Source organism: Bacteroidota bacterium (assembly GCA_021300195.1).
Lineage (GTDB): Bacteria > Bacteroidota > Bacteroidia > J057 > JAJTIE01 > JAJTIE01.
In genome coordinates, this window is sequence record JAJTIE010000010.1 from 1 (window position 1) to 16,511 (window position 16,511).

13 protein-coding genes are annotated in these 16,511 nt (G+C 56.7%); 10 read left to right on the forward strand and 3 right to left on the reverse strand.

Annotated elements, in window-relative coordinates:
• Window positions 1-509 precede the first annotated feature (509 nt).
• Window positions 510-1,022: a hypothetical protein gene (locus tag LW884_02970; protein ID MCE3007293.1), complete on the reverse strand. Its 513-nt coding sequence runs from the start codon at window positions 1,020-1,022 to the stop codon at window positions 510-512.
• A 56-nt stretch (window positions 1,023-1,078) separates the two neighbouring features.
• Window positions 1,079-2,158 carry an RHS repeat-associated core domain-containing protein gene (locus LW884_02975; GenBank protein ID MCE3007294.1) on the reverse strand — a complete coding sequence of 360 codons (1,080 nt, stop codon included), beginning with the start codon at window positions 2,156-2,158 and terminating at the stop codon, window positions 1,079-1,081.
• 225 nt (window positions 2,159-2,383) lie between these two features.
• Here LW884_02975 and LW884_02980 point away from each other — a divergent pair, with 225 nt between their 5' ends.
• The 6 genes from LW884_02980 (at window position 2,384) to LW884_03005 (ending at window position 9,886) form a co-directional block, all read left to right on the forward strand.
• Window positions 2,384-3,874: an amino acid adenylation domain-containing protein gene (locus LW884_02980; GenBank protein MCE3007295.1), complete on the forward strand. Its 1,491-nt coding sequence runs from the start codon at window positions 2,384-2,386 to the stop codon at window positions 3,872-3,874.
• Window positions 3,875-3,960: 86 nt separating this feature from the next.
• Window positions 3,961-4,635, forward strand: a complete 675-nt coding sequence (locus LW884_02985; protein ID MCE3007296.1) for a GNAT family N-acetyltransferase — start codon at window positions 3,961-3,963, stop codon at window positions 4,633-4,635.
• 64 nt (window positions 4,636-4,699) lie between these two features.
• The gene (locus LW884_02990) at window positions 4,700-4,939 is read left to right on the forward strand and encodes an acyl carrier protein (GenBank protein ID MCE3007297.1); all 240 of its coding nucleotides are present in this window, start codon (window positions 4,700-4,702) and stop codon (window positions 4,937-4,939) included.
• A gap of 90 nt (window positions 4,940-5,029) precedes the next feature.
• A complete protein-coding gene (locus LW884_02995) occupies window positions 5,030-6,553 on the forward strand; it encodes a hypothetical protein (GenBank protein ID MCE3007298.1) in 1,524 nt (507 codons plus the stop codon).
• 7 nt (window positions 6,554-6,560) lie between these two features.
• A complete protein-coding gene (locus LW884_03000; GenBank protein ID MCE3007299.1) occupies window positions 6,561-8,381 on the forward strand; it encodes a LysM peptidoglycan-binding domain-containing protein in 1,821 nt (606 codons plus the stop codon).
• On the forward strand, window positions 8,381-9,886 hold the full coding sequence (locus tag LW884_03005; GenBank protein ID MCE3007300.1) for a hypothetical protein: 1,506 nt from the start codon (window positions 8,381-8,383) through the stop codon (window positions 9,884-9,886). The genes LW884_03000 and LW884_03005 overlap by 1 nt, the downstream gene beginning before the upstream one ends.
• A gap of 75 nt (window positions 9,887-9,961) precedes the next feature.
• Here LW884_03005 and ffh read toward each other — a convergent pair whose 3' ends face one another.
• The gene (gene ffh, locus LW884_03010; protein MCE3007301.1) at window positions 9,962-11,299 is read right to left on the reverse strand and encodes a signal recognition particle protein; all 1,338 of its coding nucleotides are present in this window, start codon (window positions 11,297-11,299) and stop codon (window positions 9,962-9,964) included.
• A gap of 148 nt (window positions 11,300-11,447) precedes the next feature.
• Between ffh and LW884_03015 the strand changes: the two genes are divergently transcribed.
• The 4 genes from LW884_03015 to LW884_03030 all read left to right on the forward strand — a co-directional run bounded on the left by LW884_03015 (window position 11,448) and on the right by LW884_03030 (window position 16,498).
• Entirely contained in the window at window positions 11,448-12,080 is a 633-nt protein-coding gene (locus LW884_03015; protein MCE3007302.1) for a sterol desaturase family protein, read from the forward strand.
• Between the two features lie 47 nt (window positions 12,081-12,127).
• Complete coding sequence (locus LW884_03020) at window positions 12,128-13,051, forward strand: PfkB family carbohydrate kinase (GenBank protein MCE3007303.1); 924 nt, start codon at window positions 12,128-12,130, stop codon at window positions 13,049-13,051.
• A gap of 748 nt (window positions 13,052-13,799) precedes the next feature.
• Window positions 13,800-15,281, forward strand: a complete 1,482-nt coding sequence (gene miaB, locus LW884_03025; protein ID MCE3007304.1) for a tRNA (N6-isopentenyl adenosine(37)-C2)-methylthiotransferase MiaB — start codon at window positions 13,800-13,802, stop codon at window positions 15,279-15,281.
• A complete protein-coding gene (locus LW884_03030) occupies window positions 15,278-16,498 on the forward strand; it encodes a sigma-54 dependent transcriptional regulator (GenBank protein ID MCE3007305.1) in 1,221 nt (406 codons plus the stop codon). The genes miaB and LW884_03030 overlap by 4 nt, the downstream gene beginning before the upstream one ends.
• The last annotated feature ends 13 nt before the right edge of the window (window positions 16,499-16,511 follow it).

Consider the following 16,511-nt stretch of genomic DNA (forward strand, 5'->3'; position numbering starts at 1 on the left):
GAGGAGCTAAAGGCCCAGCTAGCCGCCGATGCCGAACAGGCGCGCAGGATGATGGATGGGCCGCGATAGTGGACGAGGGTGCTTGTTCTATTGACCTAGTGGCCATTTCGCATCGATGGTGTCCTCCCCCCTGACTGTCCCGTTCCGGAAGCCGTGGGGATGGGGGCTATGTGCTGCAGGCCGCGGGCGAGGAGGCTGGTGCAGGTGTTTCCGGCGGGGCGTGGTAGTGTAAGAAGATCTCTACTTTTTCTTGATAAAAAGTACCAAAAACCAAGGGCTGTGCCAGGCCTTGGCAGGCGGAACTTTCGCGAGGACGATGCGGAAACAGCAGGATACAACCCGCGATACTACCCGCGGGGGTTCCCCGCCAAAAAGAACGCGCTTCGCTCAAACAGCTTTTTGTTTTGCCGCTACGGCTCCGCCCCCCTTCCGGGCGCTAGCCTGGCAAGGCCCGGGGAAAACTGAATTTATATTAAACTGAAAAGCAGGAAGATTAGTGATATAAATTACTATTTCCAAAGTGGAACATTCCTATTTTTTTCGATTAAAAGTCCCTCGTAAACAAAACGCCCATATTCTCTTGTTATATTATATTGGTCCTTATAAGTCCAGTATTTTCTGAATGAATTTTTGCAAAAAAGTGCATTGTAGTACTCAGCCCATTTATAGAGTTCAGCAAAACTAGAAAAGGGATATTGATCAACAATATAGTATAAATAGCCCATCATTATATCATTGTAATTTATTACTATATTACATTCCTTCCATTGATATTCATATTTTTTAGTATTTAGACTATCATAGTATAATTCATACTTATTTCTTTTTACACGGACTGTTAGATATACATACTCGAATATATCGGTAAATACATATGAAAATCTCAATCTCTTCTGTGGGTCATTGCATCTTTCAATACATGGATGAATGTCATAAAAAATAATACTATCATTAATGATTATTTGTACCGAATCAAGATCAAAATCCGCACCAAAGAAGAAGTGCAAAGTATCTCGCTCCATAGTATAAGACAACAAGGGTACAAAAAAAACTATGCTAAAAAATAATCTCGTTATCATTATTTATTCCTCGATGGTTTAGGAGCTTCTGGTCTATCGGGTATATCAGACTTAGGAGAAGCATTGGGATTAATCCCTCCATTACCTAAATCCTCAGAAGTAGGCAAACCCTCATAAATAAGCTCAATTTGCTCAATGCTAATATCTATTTCCGGCTCTTGATCCCCTATTTGACTGGAATTCATGACATTACCAGGTATGCGTGGAAAATTATGCTCTAACCCTGCGGTATGCCCGCCCTCGTGTATAGAAACAGCCATAATCTGGATCATATCTGTAATGAGCGAATTGTTTTTTTCTAAGTCATAAACGGCTATTCGGATCCTGTTTATTGACGGACTACCGACTTTGTCCGCTTTACCAAGTATTATATCCTTATTATTACGCTGTTCTATGGCATCAACAAATTCCAGATAAAAGCCATCGCTTACATTTCCATACTCGTCAAAGCGGACTTTCTCTGCCTCATCAGCTGACAGGAATTCTACACTTACATTCAATATATATTGTATCCTCTGACCACTAGTCGAAATTCGTTCACCAGAAAATTCACTACCCATTCCCTGAATAAATGCCATGGTATGGGGTAAAATGTTTAAGTTACCCTCATCTACTATATTACCTAATGCATCCACAGTAGCAGGCTTTGTAGCATGATTAATAACCTTTACGTGGAGGCTCATATTCCTGAGAATTGTACCATCAGGAAGTAACTGTTCGGTAGCCTTTGACCACTCAAGCCCATCCAGATCAACGCCATCTATGGGTCTATTCATTGCAAATGGATATGGACTCCATGAGGGGTACTGCCGCAGTAAGGGATCCACAGTCAGGAAGCGGCCCAGGGCGGGATTATACAGCCGGAAGCCGTAATCCTCGATCAGCTGGGGGCCCCAGTCGGTGTCATTTTCCTTGCCGTTAAAGCCGAAACGATACGCAGCCATGGAGAAACTCCGCCCCTCCATGGCTGCACCGAATGCAGTATAATCCTGGGCCTGCGCTACCTGCGCCACCCCTGGCGGGGCGCCATTTCCGCGTGTGCGGCACCTGGCTGGGCGGGGTGGTTGCTCGCGTATCATGCGGCCTGCTAGGGCTGGTTGTTCATTTCGTAGTGCTTGTTTCCACGTTTGTAAAGGTAATTATTTTGCTTCACGTCTACGTTGCGTGGGTTGTCGCGGCAGTTCAGCAGGGGGGGAGCAGGTAGGGGTTCCAGTGGGTGTAGGTTTCGGGCTGGGCCCAGAATCAGGCTGAAAAAGCCAGTATTATTTAGGTTCTTTGCAGTTATTCCTGTTGTTTTTGTTTGTATGAACCCTGTCGCACGTTTTGCCGAGGCCCTGCTTGCCTATCCCCACCACACGGCCATACAGGCCCGTGGCAGCAGCTATAGCTACCATCAGCTTGCCCAGCTGGTTACGGCCATCCAGCAGCGGCTCAGCCTGCATGCCTTGCCCGACCGGGTGGGCGTGCTTACGGGCGATGAAGCCCATACCTATGCAGCCCTGCTTGCCATCATGGGCCTGGGCAAAACCTATGTACCCCTAAACCGGCACCACCCGGCCGAGCGCAATGCGCAGATTATAGCCGATGCAGGCCTCAGCCTCATTCTGGCTGCCGAGCCCGATCAGATAGCGGGGTCGCTGCCGGCAGCTACCCCCCTGCTGAGCCTGGACAACCTGCCCCTGGCCGAGGGGCAGCCCGAGGTGCAGGCCGTGCGGCCCGATGACCTGGCGTACATCCTCTTCACCAGCGGCAGCACCGGCCGGCCCAAGGGGGTGCCCATTACCTATCAGGCCCTGCACCACTTCCTGCATACCGTTACGGATCCGGCCCTGTGGCAGCTGGGCCCCGAGGATCGGTTCCTGCAGATGTTCGACCTCACCTTCGACCTCTCGGTGTACAGCTACCTGGTGCCCCTGTGCATGGGGGCCAGTACCTACATTGTGCCGCACACGGGCATCAGCTATATGCACATTTATAGCCTGCTGGAAGAGGAGGCGCTGACCATTGCCCTGATGGTACCCAGTGTGCTGGCCTATCTGCGGCCATTCTTCGACGAGATCCGGCTGCCAGCCCTGCGCTACAGCCTCTTCTGTGGCGAGGCCCTGCCCCACACCCTGGCTGCCGACTGGTACCGCTGCCTGCCCCATGCGCGGCTAGAGAATGTGTATGGCCCCACCGAGGCCACCATCTTCTGCCTGCGCTACCCCTGGCAGCCCGCTGCGGCCGAGGCCGAGAGCCACCAGGGTGTGGTGCCCATAGGCCAGCCTATGCCCGGGGTGCACACCTGCGTGGTGGATGAGGATGGACAGCCCGTGGCGGCAGGCAGTGTGGGCGAGCTGTGCCTGGCAGGGGTGCAGCTCACCCCCGGCTACTGGCAGCAGCCGCAGCTAAGTAGCCGCGCCTTTTTTGCCCACGCTGGCACCCGCTACTACCGCACGGGCGACCGCGTGCGCCTGAATGAGCACGGAAACTACCTGTACCTGGGCCGCACAGACCAGCAGGTGAAGATAGACGGATACCGGGTAGAGCTGGGCGAGATAGAGCACCATGCCCGCCAATACACGGGCCTAGCCCAGCTGGCAGTGGTGCCGGTTAGCCAGGGTAGCAGCACCAGCCTGCACCTGTACCTGGAGGGCTACACGGGCCCCCTGGAGCCCCTACGGGCCCACCTGGCCAGCCAGCTGCCCCCCTACATGCAGCCCCGCGCCATCCACACCCTGGCGCGCCTGCCCCTGAATGCAAATGGAAAAATAGACCGAAAAGCCCTGGCCAGCCAGGCACTGCAGGCCCAGTAGCAGCCATCCGGCACCCCGCAGGGAGCCCGGCACCGCTGCACGGCCCCCTTGTCTTTACCGCCCAGCCTCCCTTTCTTGCTTGTGTAATGATTACCAATAACTCCACCCGCCCAATTATCCGCCCAGCTACCGAGGCCGATGTGCCCTTTCTGGCCTGGGTACTGCTGCAGGCCGAGGCCAGCGGCACCCAGGTCATCAGCTATCAGCGCCTGTTCCAGCTGGCAGACAACGAGCTACAAGACCTGGTGACCACCCTGCTGGAAGAGGAGATAGCGGGCTGCGACCTGAGCTACGTAAACTATGCCATAGCCGAGGTGGATGGCCAGCCTGCCGGGGCCTGTGCCGCCTGGATAGAGGCCCAGAGCCACGCCCCCTGCCAGCTGATACGCGGCCAGATGCTGGCCTATGCGCTGGGGCCCGAGCGCCTGCAGGCTGCCAAACCCAGGCTGGACATCCTGGCCGAGCTGAACCTGAACCGCACACCCGGCAGCCTGCAGCTAGAGAGCTTTGCCGTGCGGCCCGAATACCGTGGCAGGCAGATAAGCACACAGCTGATACACCACCACCTGCAGCACTACCAGGCCGCACACCCGGCTCTCGCCCTGGCCGAGATACAGCTGATGGCCGAGAATGAGACGGCCCTGCACGCCTACCTGAAAGCAGGCTTTGAAGTAGCCGAACGCAGAAATTCTGCACATCCCGATATTACCCGGCTGCTACCCGGTAGGGAGAAAATCCTGCTGCGCAGGGCCCTCCGCTAAGCGCCATACACGGGCTTTTACCTATATTTAGCCCACATTGTACGTTTTACGATTTGCACAACGGATGAGAACCGATATTCAAGAGAAGCTCAATACCCTCTTTCGCCAGGTTTTTCAGGACAACCAGATAGAGGTGCGGGCAGACATGACGGCCGCCGACGTGGCCAGCTGGGATAGCCTAAACCACATGACGATGATACAGGCTGTGGAGAAGGCCTTTGGCGTAAAATTTAAGCTCAAGGAAATAACCAAAATGCAGAATGTAGGCGATATGGCCCGCCTGATTGAGGAAAAAGGAGCCTAGCCCCGCTGGATGAGGGGAGGGGCACGGTCGGTACCCCTGTCGTGCAGCAGTGCCTTTACCCGGGCCCTACGCTACGAGAATTGCAAATCTGTGAAGAACTACGCACCCATAGCCCTGGCTACCCTGGCCCTGGCCCTGGCCCTACTGCTGGGGCTGGCAGCCTGCTACCCCTGGCTGCAGCAGTGGCAGGCCCGCTATGAGACGCGCGTACAGCTGAACGGACAGGCCGTAGACCTGGCCCTCAAGTATCAGGATCTGGACCGCATCTTTACCTTCCTGCGGCCCGAAGAGGCCCGACAGGCCCGGCAGCAGATAGCCCGGCTGATAGCGCGCGAAAAGAAGCCCAGCCCGCCCGGGGCCAATGCACAGGACGTAGACTCGGGCGACTCGGCCAAGATCATCAACCCCATCTACCAGGGGCAGCACGCACTGGATGGTTTTTTTATGGCACTGGGCCAGCTGCAGGCCCAGCCCCAGCCACTGCGCATAGCCCACTATGGCGATAGCCAGATAGAGGGAGACCGCCTGACGGTATTCCTGCGTGCCCTCTTTCAGCAGCGCTTCGGCGGGCGGGGTATCGGCTATGTGCCCATGGCCGAGCCAGCCACCAGCCAGAATTTTGTACAGCGCGAGCATACCAACTTTGTGCGCTATTCTGTCTTTCACAACAAGCTGAAGAGCGGCGAGTACGCCCTGGGCGGGTGTATGTGGCGGCTGCCCAAGGGTACGGAGCAGGGCTACTATGCCTTTGAGCTGGCAAAGGGCGTAGCCTACGACCAGCTGAAGCTGATGTGGGGCAATGCCCCCACGGCCTGGCAGCTGCGGGTATACCTGGGCAACGACTCGCTCCTCTACACCGAGGAGCTGCCTGCCGCCGCAGGCTTCCAGCTTACACAGCTGCGCATACCGGCCGGCAGCCGCAAGCTACGCCTGGAAATACTGGCACCGGCCAGCCCCGACCTGTATGGCCTCCTCTTCGATGGCAATACAGGCCTTACGGTAGACAACTATAGCATACGCGGCCATGCCGGAAATGGCCTGCTAGAGATCAGCAGTGGCTTTATGCAGCAGCAGTATGCCCGCCTGAATACCAAGCTGGTGATCCTGCAGTATGGGGGCAATGTAGTGCCCTACATCGATGTGGAAGACTTTGGCTGGCTAGAGCAGGCCAACTATAACTTGATCCGAAAGTTTCGCAGCCTATTGCCCGATGCCAGCATCCTGGTCATTGGCGTGGGTGATGCCGCCTACAAGAATAAGGAGGGCGAGCTAACCACCTGGCCTACGGTGGAGAAGATACGCAATGCCCAGAAGCGGGCCGCGCTGCGTGCCGGCGTGGCCTTTTGGGATCTGTGGCGCGTAATGGGGGGCCCAGGCAGCATCGTAGCCTGGGCCGCCCATAATCCCCCCCTGGCGGGCGAGGACTATGCCCACCTGACCTGGCATGGCCAGCGCCTGATTGCCACCGCGCTTTTTCAATCGCTCATGCATGAGTACGAACGCTTCCGGCAGCGGCTGGCAGCTACGCATACCGCCACACACGGGCCGGGCACAGCACCCACTATGCAGGCCCGAAAACCAAACCTGGCTAATCAAAATCACGTAAACCAATGACAGCTGTATGAGGAGGATCCATTCTATTGCACGTATTGGCTTGCTGTTCATCCCGGTGCTATTTCTGGCATGGACACATGCCGGGAATGGCGGGCTACCCTATGCCGGCAAATACTGGGCACCTACCGATAGTGTAGACCAGGCCGCGTATATCGGGCGAAAAATTGCCTTTCGGGATAAGTATTCTTTCCTGGACTACGACCACAACTACATCCAGTGGGCCAATTCTCTGGCAGTGAATAACTTCTTTGAGAAACTGAAGAATAGCCGCCAGCAAAAGGTAAAAGTGGTGCACATCGGCGACAGCCATGTGCAGGCCGACATCGGCACCGGCCATATACGAAACCTGCTACAGGATGTATTTGGCCCCGGGGGAAGGGGGCTTATCTTCCCCTACGCCACCGCCAAAACCCACCCGGGTGTGGACTACCAGACGTACAGTTACGGAAAGTGGACCTCGGCCCGAAACGTACAGCTGGCACCCCAGCTGCCCCTGGGCACCACGGGCGTGAGTGCCCGCACCGAGGACCAGACGGCTGTATTCAAGATTGTGTTTAACCGATACTACAATGACGTAAACGCCCGGGTGCTGAAGATTTTCTGCGATGCCTCCGAGCAGACCTTCGACCTCAAGCTGCGATACGGAACCGACCCGGCAGATACACTCACCCTCCGCCCACACCACCGCCCACAGGGCGCTCCCTACCTGCTAGCCCACCTACCCAAAAGCCCCGGTATGCTGGAGTGCAGCATGCTGAAGGCAAATGACCGGCAGCGCTATTTCCAGCTATACGGCATTAGCCTGGAGACGGAAGACGATGCAGGCATCCTGTACCACAGTGTGGGCATAAATGGGGCTGCCTTTGGCCATGTGCTGAAGCAGGGGCGGATGGAAGAGGAGCTGGGTGCTATACAGCCTGACCTGGTGGTGATAGACCTGGCCGGCAATGAATTCTACCTGGGCCTGGACGAAACTAGCTTTCGTGAGCGGCTAACCCAGGTGGTGAAGGTGGTCCGACAGGCCGCGCCTGCCGCCAGCATCCTCATTACCTGCTCGCAAGACATCTATCGTAGCTACTATGTCAACATCGGAGAGGCCGAAAGAGCCGCCGAGATCTCAAAAGAGGTGGCTTTTGCCAATAACTGCGCCTTCTACGACTATTACCACATTACCGGGGGGCGCTACAGCATGCTCAAGTGGCGAAGCTTCCAGCTAGCCAAGCAAGACCGCATACACCTTACCTACGAAGGTTATCAGCTAAAGGGTGAGCTTTTTGCCAACGCGCTCCTTACCAGCTATCATCAGTACCTGCTGGGCTACTACCAGATGCCGTTTGTAGCAGAGAGCCTGCCCACCCCCAGGTTTAGCAGTAGCCCAAAGGTGGCACCCTACCAGCCAGTGCAGACCCCCAGCCTGCCGGCTACCGCCACCGCCAGCACCTATACCCCCCCCAGCCCACCTGCAGGGGTCAAGGCCCAGTACTACACCGTACAGAGCGGCGATGTGCTGGGCAGTATAGCCGAGAAGTATGGGGTAAGCGTGTATCAGCTGCGTGTTTGGAACGGAATATCCGGAAACCTGATTCGTGTGGGCCAGCGCCTGACTGTATATAGCAACCAGGCTGTAAGCCAGGCACCGGCTGCCGCTGCACAGAACCCCAGCCCTGCGGCTGTGGCCCGCAGCACCGGGGCCTACCACACCGTGCAGGCAGGCGAAACCCTCTACGGCATTAGCCGCCGCTATGGTGTTAGTGTTTCGGCCATTATGCAGCTAAACGGGCTCCGAGGTTCCGATATTCGCCCGGGTCAGCGTCTGCGCGTCAAGTAATGGAGCACCTTCTCGATCAGCTTGGCCGCGCACTTGCCCACCTGCCGGGCCAGCCACATGCACAGCTGTTGTTTCAGGGGGTGCTTTTCTTTGTGGTATTTACCGCTGTGTATGCCCTGTATACCCTACTAGGCAAAACAAAGGCCCGGGTATACATACTGCTAGGTTTCAGCCTGTACTTTTACTACAAATTTAGCGGCTGGTTTGTCTTCCTGCTCATCGGCACAGGGGGGCTGGGCTGGCTGCTGGGCCAGGCCATAGCCCGCACCCGGCACCAGGGCCGCAGAGACTTGTACAAATACACGGCCATAGCCCTGAGCCTGGGCCTGCTGGCGTACTTTAAGTACACCAACTTCTTTGTACAGAGCTACTGGAGCCTGGCCAACCCCGGCGAGGCCGCCCCCCTGTATGACATTCTGCTGCCTATTGGCATCAGCTACTACACCTTCAGGGGTATCAGCTACATCCTGGAGGTGCACGGCGGCGAACCTGCCGAGCCAAACCCGGCCCACTATCTGTGCTACCTCAGCTTTTTTCCCAGTATGCTGGCAGGGCCCATCAGCCGCCAGGATGAGCTGCTGCCCGCCCTTAGGCAGCCCTATACCCTCAGCCGGGTGCAGATGGGTACGGCATTCTTTCTCTTTATCAAGGGGCTGTTCAAGAAGGTGGTGATTGCGGACTACCTGGCTGAGAACTTTGTGAACCGCATTTTTGGTAACCCGGGCCAGTACAGCGGCCTGGAAAACCTGATGGCTACCTATGCCTTTGGCTTCCAGCTGTATGCAGACTTTAGCGGCTACATAGATATGGCACTTGGCATAGCCCTGCTGCTGGGTTTTGAGCTGCGGCCCAACTTTAACGAGCCCTTCAAGGCGGGCAACATCAGCGAGTTTTGGCGCCGCTGGCACATGACGCTTAGCAGCTGGTTCAACGACTACGTGTTTGTCCCCCTCAGTTTTGCCTGGCGCCGCTGGCGCAGGCTGGGCACGGTGCTGGCAGTGCTGCTCACCTTTTTCCTCAGCGGGCTGTGGCATGGGCCCCACTGGGGCTATGTGCTGTGGGGTAGCAGCCATGGCCTGATCATTGCCCTGGAGGTAGCCGGTGCCGGTCTGCGTCGGCGCATTCGCACCGCTATGCCCCACGGCTTGTACCGCTTGCTCAGCATCCTGCTTACCTACCAGGTGCTGGCCTTTACCTACATCCTGTTTCAGGCGGCGGTGCTGGGCAAGGACCTGGCCTACATCGGCCTGATGTATGACAAGATCCTCACGCAGGTAGATTACAGCCTGCTGGGCGATTTTGTTTCGGCCTACCGCTGGGTAGTGGTGGTGCTGCTGCTGGCCGTAGTGCTGCACTTTTTGCCCTGCCGCTACAAGGAAGCAGTCCGTACGGCCTTTGTGCGCTGCCACTGGCTGCTGCAGGGCGTTATCATAGCCCTGGCTGTGGTGCTGATCTATCAGGTAAAGAGTGCGGCCCTTTTGCCCTTTGTCTATCTCCAGTTCTAGTTCTATCGGCCAGCCCGCTGCCCAGGGGCACCTGTTGCGCTGCAACAACCCCCATCCGTGCACCAGGCCCACTGCCTAGGGGCGCTGCAGCTGGTTCAGGCTGTTCAGGCTTCGGCCCTTGCCCGTCAGTTTGTTCATGGTCTTCATCATCTTCTTCATGTCCTGAAACTGCTTGAGCAGCTGGTTTACCTCCTGTATGCTGGTGCCACTACCGTTTGCTATGCGCTTTCGGCGGCTGCCATCTATCACATTGGGGTTCTGCCGTTCTTTGATGGTCATACTCAGGATGATGGCCTCTATGCGCTTAAAGTCCTTGTCGTCCACATCCACCTCCTTCTTCAGCTTGCCCATGCCGGGTATCATGCCAATCAGGTCTTTTATGTTCCCCATCTTCTTGATGGTCTGTAGCTGGCTGAGAAAGTCTTCGAAGTCGAACTGGTTTTTGCGCATTTTGCGCTCCAGTTTTTCGGCCTGCTCCTCGTCATACTGGGCCTGGGCACGCTCTACCAGGCTCACCACGTCGCCCATGCCTAGTATTCGGCTGGCCATCCGCTCGGGGTGAAACCGGTCTATGCCGTCCATTTTCTCTCCGGTGCCGATGTACTTGATGGGCTTGTTCACCACCGCCTTTATGCTCAGCGCCGCGCCGCCCCGGGTGTCGCCGTCCATCTTGGTCAGCACCACGCCGTCAAAGTCCAGGCGATCGTTGAAGGTCTTGGCCGTGTTCACGGCATCCTGGCCGGTCATGGCATCCACCACAAACAGGATCTCGTGCGGGCCTACTGCCTGTTTGATGGCCACAATCTCGTCCATCATCTGCTCATCTATCGCCAGGCGACCTGCCGTGTCGATGATCAGGGTATCCTTGTTGTTTTTGCGTGCATAGTCCAGCGCAGCCTTTGCCAGCGAAACCGCATCCTTGTTGTCCGGATCCTTATAGATTTCTACCCCCACCTGCTGGGCTATCACCGTCAGCTGATCTATGGCAGCGGGGCGGTATACGTCGCAGGCGGCCACCAGGGGTATGCGGCCCTGCTCCTTCAGCATCCGGGCCAGCTTGCCGGTAACGGTGGTCTTGCCCGAGCCCTGCAGGCCCGACATCAGGATGACGGTTGGCGGCTTCTGGCTAAAGTGGATGCCCTCATGTTTGCCACCCATCAGGGCTACCAGCTCGTCGTTCATCACCTTGGTGAGCAGCTGGCCCGGGCTTATGCTGCTGATCACGTTCTGCCCAATGGCAGCTTCCTTCACCTTGTCGGTAAACTCCTTGGCTACCTTGTAGTTTACGTCGGCATCCAGCAGGGCGCGGCGGATCTCGCGCACTGTCTCGTTCACGTTTATTTCGCTGATCTTGCCTTGCCCCTTCAGGGTTTTGAAGGCACGCTCCAGTCTATCGGACAGATTCTCAAACATAGCGCTAATATACGGCATTTGACTATCAGCAGCCCCATGTGCCGAAAAGCTGCAGGCGGTGCCCGGCTGGTGCCCGCTTGTAGGTGTGCGTGTATACCTGTGTTTGAATCGGAAATTGTGTATTTTTGGCCGCCAAAAAGTAGCATTCATGGAAAAATCGGCCATCAAAAGAGGAAAGGGAAGGGTGTTTGACAACCCAGTTCTCGAATTCCTGACCAAATCCTCGCCCTATTTGATCTGGGGCCTGTACCTCCCCCTTATTTCGCTTTCTGCCTACTGGGGTCTGGTCGTGCATCGCCTGCCGGTATTGGCTATGGCCGGCATCTTTCTGTCTGCCTTGTTCTTCTGGACGTTTGCCGAGTATATCCTGCACCGCTACGTATTCCATTGGGTGAATGAAAATAAGTGGGTACAGAAGTTTCACCACCTGGCCCACGGCTACCACCACGAGTACCCGCGCGACAGTGAGCACCTGTTTATGCCCGTGCTGCCCAGCATTGTGCTCGCCTCTACCTTCTTTGGGCTGTTCTGGTTGGCCTTTGGGGTGTATGCCTACGCCTTTTTCCCGGGCTTTGTGGTGGGTTATCTGGCCTATGCCACCATGCACTTTGCCATGCATACGGTCAATCAGCCCATCAAGCCACTACGTGCCATCTGGCGCCACCACCACCTGCACCACTTCAAGACCTATGACCGTGCCTATGGGGTGAGCACCACCATCTGGGACCACGTGTTTGGCACCATGCCTAAGGTACGAAAGCCCGAGCAAAAAGCAGCCTGAGCAGGTCCAACCTCCAATCGTTAACCGCCCCTCTTACCACCTGAAAAATGAGCATACTCGTAGTCGGCAGCGTAGCCTTCGATAAAATAGAAACTCCCTTTGGCCAGACTGACCGGATAGTGGGAGGGGCTGCTAGCTATATAGCCCTGTCTGCAGCCAATTTTCACCAGCCAGTAAACCTGGTGGGTGTGGTGGGTGGCGACTTTCCGCAGGCGTTTATCGAAAAGCTGCAGCAGCGCGGCGTGGACACCCGGGGCCTGGAGATTCGCACACACGAAAAAAGCTTCTTCTGGCATGGCAGGTACCACAACGACCTGAACACCCGAGACACCCTGGAGACCCAGCTGAATGTGCTCGAGACCTTTGACCCCCAGGTGCCGGAGGCATACCGCGAGAGCGAGTTCCTGATGCTGGGTAACCTGATGCCCGACCTGCAGCGTAGCGTCATCGGCCAGATGAAGAAGCGCCCCAAGCTGATCGTGATGGACACCATGAACTTCTGGATGGACATTGCGATGGACAGCGTGAAGCAGACCATTGCACAGGTAGATGTGCTCACCATCAACGATGAAGAAGCGCGCCAACTGAGTGGGGAGTACAGCCTGGTGAAGGCTGCACGCCTGATTATGAAGATGGGCCCCCGTTTTGTAATCATCAAGAAGGGCGAGCACGGGGCGCTCCTCTTTCATTCCGACCAGGTGTTTTACGCCCCGGCCCTGCCGCTGGAGGAGGTGTATGACCCCACCGGCGCCGGCGATACCTTTGCCGGTGGCTTCCTGGGCTACCTGGCCAGCACCTCAGACATCAGCTTTGCCAACATGAAAAATGCCATCATCTATGGCAGCACGATGGCTAGCTTCTGCGTAGAGCGCTTCGGCACCGAGCGGCTGGAGAGCCTGACCCTGGCGGATATACGCGGGCGCTACCAGGCGTTTCTAGACCTGGTGCAGATAGAGATGCAGCTGGTATAGATTCCGTTCTTTCTGCGGCCCAAACCTGCCGGATCACCGATCTGTATCTCCGGGCCTTTTCTGTAAACGCTTTGGGCTACAGGTCAGAAAGGCCTGTCTTGTGGTGTGCGTTCGCTACCGCCCTTTGACCCTGTACCCTATGCTGTGCAGCTAATCTTCATGTCTTTCATTCTGAGTAAAAAATGCAGGCTTCTTCATCTGGCCTTGCTAGGCTAGCGCCCGGAAGGGGGACGGGGCCGTAGCGGAAAAACAAAAAGCTGTTTGAGCGAAGTGTGTTCTTTTTGGCGGGGAACCCCCGCGGGTAGTATCGCGGGTTGCATCCTGCTGTTTCCGCATCGTCCTCGCGAAACTGCCGCCTGCTAAGGCCTGGCACAGCCCTTGATTTTTGGTACTTTTTATCAAGAAAAAGTACAAATCTTCTTACACCACTACGCCCCGCCAGGCAGCAAATCCCCGCATGGGTAGTGCCAGCTATCGGGCGCTAACCTGGCGCGGACCATTTGCCGGGCGTGTTAGAAGAAAATCCCCGCACGGGTAGTGCCACCTACCGCCAGCGCGAACTGCATATATACGGCAGCAGCAGGATAGGCATGAACCAGGTAGAGCGCATCTGGGGCTGGTAGCAAGCCCACACTGGCATTGCGGCCTAGCCAGCAGCATGCACCAGCTGTCATTTTGGCATGGATATGCAGAATAAAGTGCGTAAATTTGCTGCTTGCGCAGTGCATCATCGCCACAGCCGGAAACTATGAGCCAGCCCAATCAGCATAAAACCACCCAGAAAGTATTTAACCCCATGCCGGTGCCCACAGGTGGAACTGGCACCCATACGGAACTGGACGAAGCGCGGCAGGGCACAGCCTATACGCTGCAGCCTGGCAGCGAGACGGCCCTGCTGCTGCCTGGGCGCAGTGCCTATATAGAGACGTATGGCTGCCAGATGAACTTCAGCGACACCGAGATAATAGCCAGCGAGCTGAGCCGCATGGGCTACGGATTTACCAAAACTGAGCAGGAGGCAGACCTGGTACTGCTAAACACCTGTAGCATACGCGAGAACGCCGAACAAAAGGTGTGGAACCGCCTGGAGCAGCTAAAGCACCTGAAGAAAAAGCGGCCAGCACTAATGGTGGGCCTGATGGGCTGCATGGCCGAGCGCCTGAAAACCCAGGTGCTGGAGGAAGCCCAACTGGTAGACCTGGTGGTGGGCCCCGATGCCTACCGCAGCCTGCCCCAGCTGATAGCCCAGGTAGAGAGCGGCCAAAAGGCCGTAAACGTGCTGCTAAGCCGCGAAGAAACCTATGCCGAGATTGCACCTATCCGCCTGAATACCAATGGCGTATCAGCTTTTATCTCCATCACGCGGGGCTGCAACAATATGTGCTCCTTTTGCGTGGTGCCCTTTACCCGCGGGCGCGAGCGGAGCCGAGACCCAGAGAGTATTGTGCAGGAGGCCCGCAGCCTCTTCCATGAGGGCTACCGGGAGGTAACCCTGCTGGGCCAGAATGTGGACAGCTACCGGCACGAAGACACCGGCTTTGCACGCCTGCTGGAGCGGGTGGCGCAGATAGACCCCCTGCTGCGCGTACGCTTCAGCACCAGCCACCCCAAGGATATGACCGATGAGGTGCTGCACACCATGGCGGCCTACGCAAACATCTGCAACTTTATCCACCTGCCCGTGCAGAGCGGCAATAGCCGCATACTGGAGCTGATGAACCGTGGCCACACACGCCAGTGGTATCTGCAGCGCATAGCCCGCATGAAGGAGCTGGTGCCCGGCATTGGGCTAAGCACCGACATCATCACAGGCTTTTGCAGCGAAACCGAAGACGAGCACCAGGACACCCTGAGCCTGATGACCGAGGTGGGCTACGACAGCGCCTTTATGTTTTACTACAGCGAGCGCCCGGGCACCCTGGCCGCCCGCAAGCTGGCCGACGATGTGCCTCTGGAGGTGAAGAAGCGCCGACTGAGCGAGATTGTAGACCTGCAAAACCGCCTGAGCCGCGAAAGCAACCAGCGCGACCTGGGCAAGACCTTCCGCATACTGGTAGAGGGCAATAGCAAGCGCAGCGACCTGGACTGGTGTGGCCGAAACGACCAGAACAAGATGGTGGTCTTCCCTAAGACAGATGCGCCCGTGCAGCCCGGCGACTATGTGCAGGTACGGGTACAAAAGGTAACGGGGGCAACGTTGATCGGAGAGATGATTAAAGAAACCCCATGACCCGCACCCAGATCAAGCAGCGCTTTAGCATAGTAGGCGATACGGAGGCACTGAACCGCGCCATAGATGTGGCTATCCAGGTGGCCCCCACCGAGGTGAGCGTGCTGGTGGTGGGCGAGAATGGAACCGGCAAAGACGTGTTTAGCCGCATCATCCACCAGCTAAGCCCACGTAAGCACAAGCCCTTTATTGCCATCAACACAGGGGCCATACCGGAGGGCACGCTGGATAGCGAGCTGTTTGGACACGAAAAAGGCAGCTTCACCAGTGCCTACGAGAGCCGAAAGGGCTACTTCGAGGAAGCCAATGGCGGCGTAATCTTTCTGGACGAAATAGCCGAGATGCCTATAAGTACCCAGGCACGCCTACTGCGGGTGCTGGAGAATGGCGAATACCTGCGTGTGGGCAGCAGCAAGGTGCAGAAAACCGATGTGCGCGTAATTGCCGCTACCAACAAAAACCTCATTGAGTACATCCGGCAGGGCAAGTTTCGCGAAGACCTCTACTTCCGGCTCAATACCGTTACCATCCAGGTGCCCCCGCTGAGGGAGCGGGGCAACGACATAGAGCTGCTCTTCCGCTATTTTGCCAATGAGTTTGGCACCCGCTACGGCAGGCCCCCCGTGCAGCTTACTGCCGATGCCAAGGAGCTGCTGTATGACTACCACTGGCCGGGAAACATCCGCGAAATGCGCAATTTTGCTGAAAAAGTAACCGTGCTGTGCGAGGGCGACGCGCTGGATAGGGCCAGCCTGCAGCGCTATCTGCCCACCCAGGAGAAAATGCTGATGCTCAGCCAGGGAGCTGGCTACCAGCAGGCAAGCGAAGAGAGAGCCGGCCAGGGCTTCAGCAGTCGGAACGAGGAGTTCATCATACGCGGCATCCTGGAGCTGCGAAAGGAGATACACGAAATACGAGAGCTGCTGGAGCTAAGCCTGCGCCCTGGCTATACAGACAGCTACGAGGACCTAAGGAGCAGTAAGTATGCGGGACCCTACTATGCAGGTAACAGCCCCTTTGCCAGCCCAGACCCCATACCCACGACCCCGGTTACCCCCCCGCTGCTGGAAGAGTCGTTGTCGATCGAAAAAAAAGAGAAAGACCTGATAAAACGGGCGCTGGATAAATACGGCCAAAACCGGAAGAAGGCCGCCCGCGAACTGGGCATCAGCGAACGTACGCTCTACCGAAAAATAAAAACCTATGACCTGGAGTAAACCCACAGCCACC

Bases quoted from the DNA above. Each gene is read 5' to 3' on its own strand.
- LW884_02970 (MCE3007293.1), bottom strand. From the start codon at position 1,022: ATGGAGCGAGATACTTTGCACTTCTTCTTTGGTGCGGATTTTGATCTT.
- LW884_02975 (MCE3007294.1), bottom strand. From the start codon at position 2,158: ATGATACGCGAGCAACCACCCCGCCCAGCCAGGTGCCGCACACGCGGA.
- LW884_02980 (MCE3007295.1), top strand. From the start codon at position 2,384: ATGAACCCTGTCGCACGTTTTGCCGAGGCCCTGCTTGCCTATCCCCAC.
- LW884_02985 (MCE3007296.1), top strand. From the start codon at position 3,961: ATGATTACCAATAACTCCACCCGCCCAATTATCCGCCCAGCTACCGAG.
- LW884_02990 (MCE3007297.1), top strand. From the start codon at position 4,700: ATGAGAACCGATATTCAAGAGAAGCTCAATACCCTCTTTCGCCAGGTT.
- LW884_03000 (MCE3007299.1), top strand. From the start codon at position 6,561: ATGAGGAGGATCCATTCTATTGCACGTATTGGCTTGCTGTTCATCCCG.
- LW884_03005 (MCE3007300.1), top strand. From the start codon at position 8,381: ATGGAGCACCTTCTCGATCAGCTTGGCCGCGCACTTGCCCACCTGCCG.
- ffh (MCE3007301.1), bottom strand. From the start codon at position 11,299: ATGTTTGAGAATCTGTCCGATAGACTGGAGCGTGCCTTCAAAACCCTG.
- LW884_03015 (MCE3007302.1), top strand. From the start codon at position 11,448: ATGGAAAAATCGGCCATCAAAAGAGGAAAGGGAAGGGTGTTTGACAAC.
- LW884_03020 (MCE3007303.1), top strand. From the start codon at position 12,128: ATGAGCATACTCGTAGTCGGCAGCGTAGCCTTCGATAAAATAGAAACT.
- miaB (MCE3007304.1), top strand. From the start codon at position 13,800: ATGAGCCAGCCCAATCAGCATAAAACCACCCAGAAAGTATTTAACCCC.
- LW884_03030 (MCE3007305.1), top strand. From the start codon at position 15,278: ATGACCCGCACCCAGATCAAGCAGCGCTTTAGCATAGTAGGCGATACG.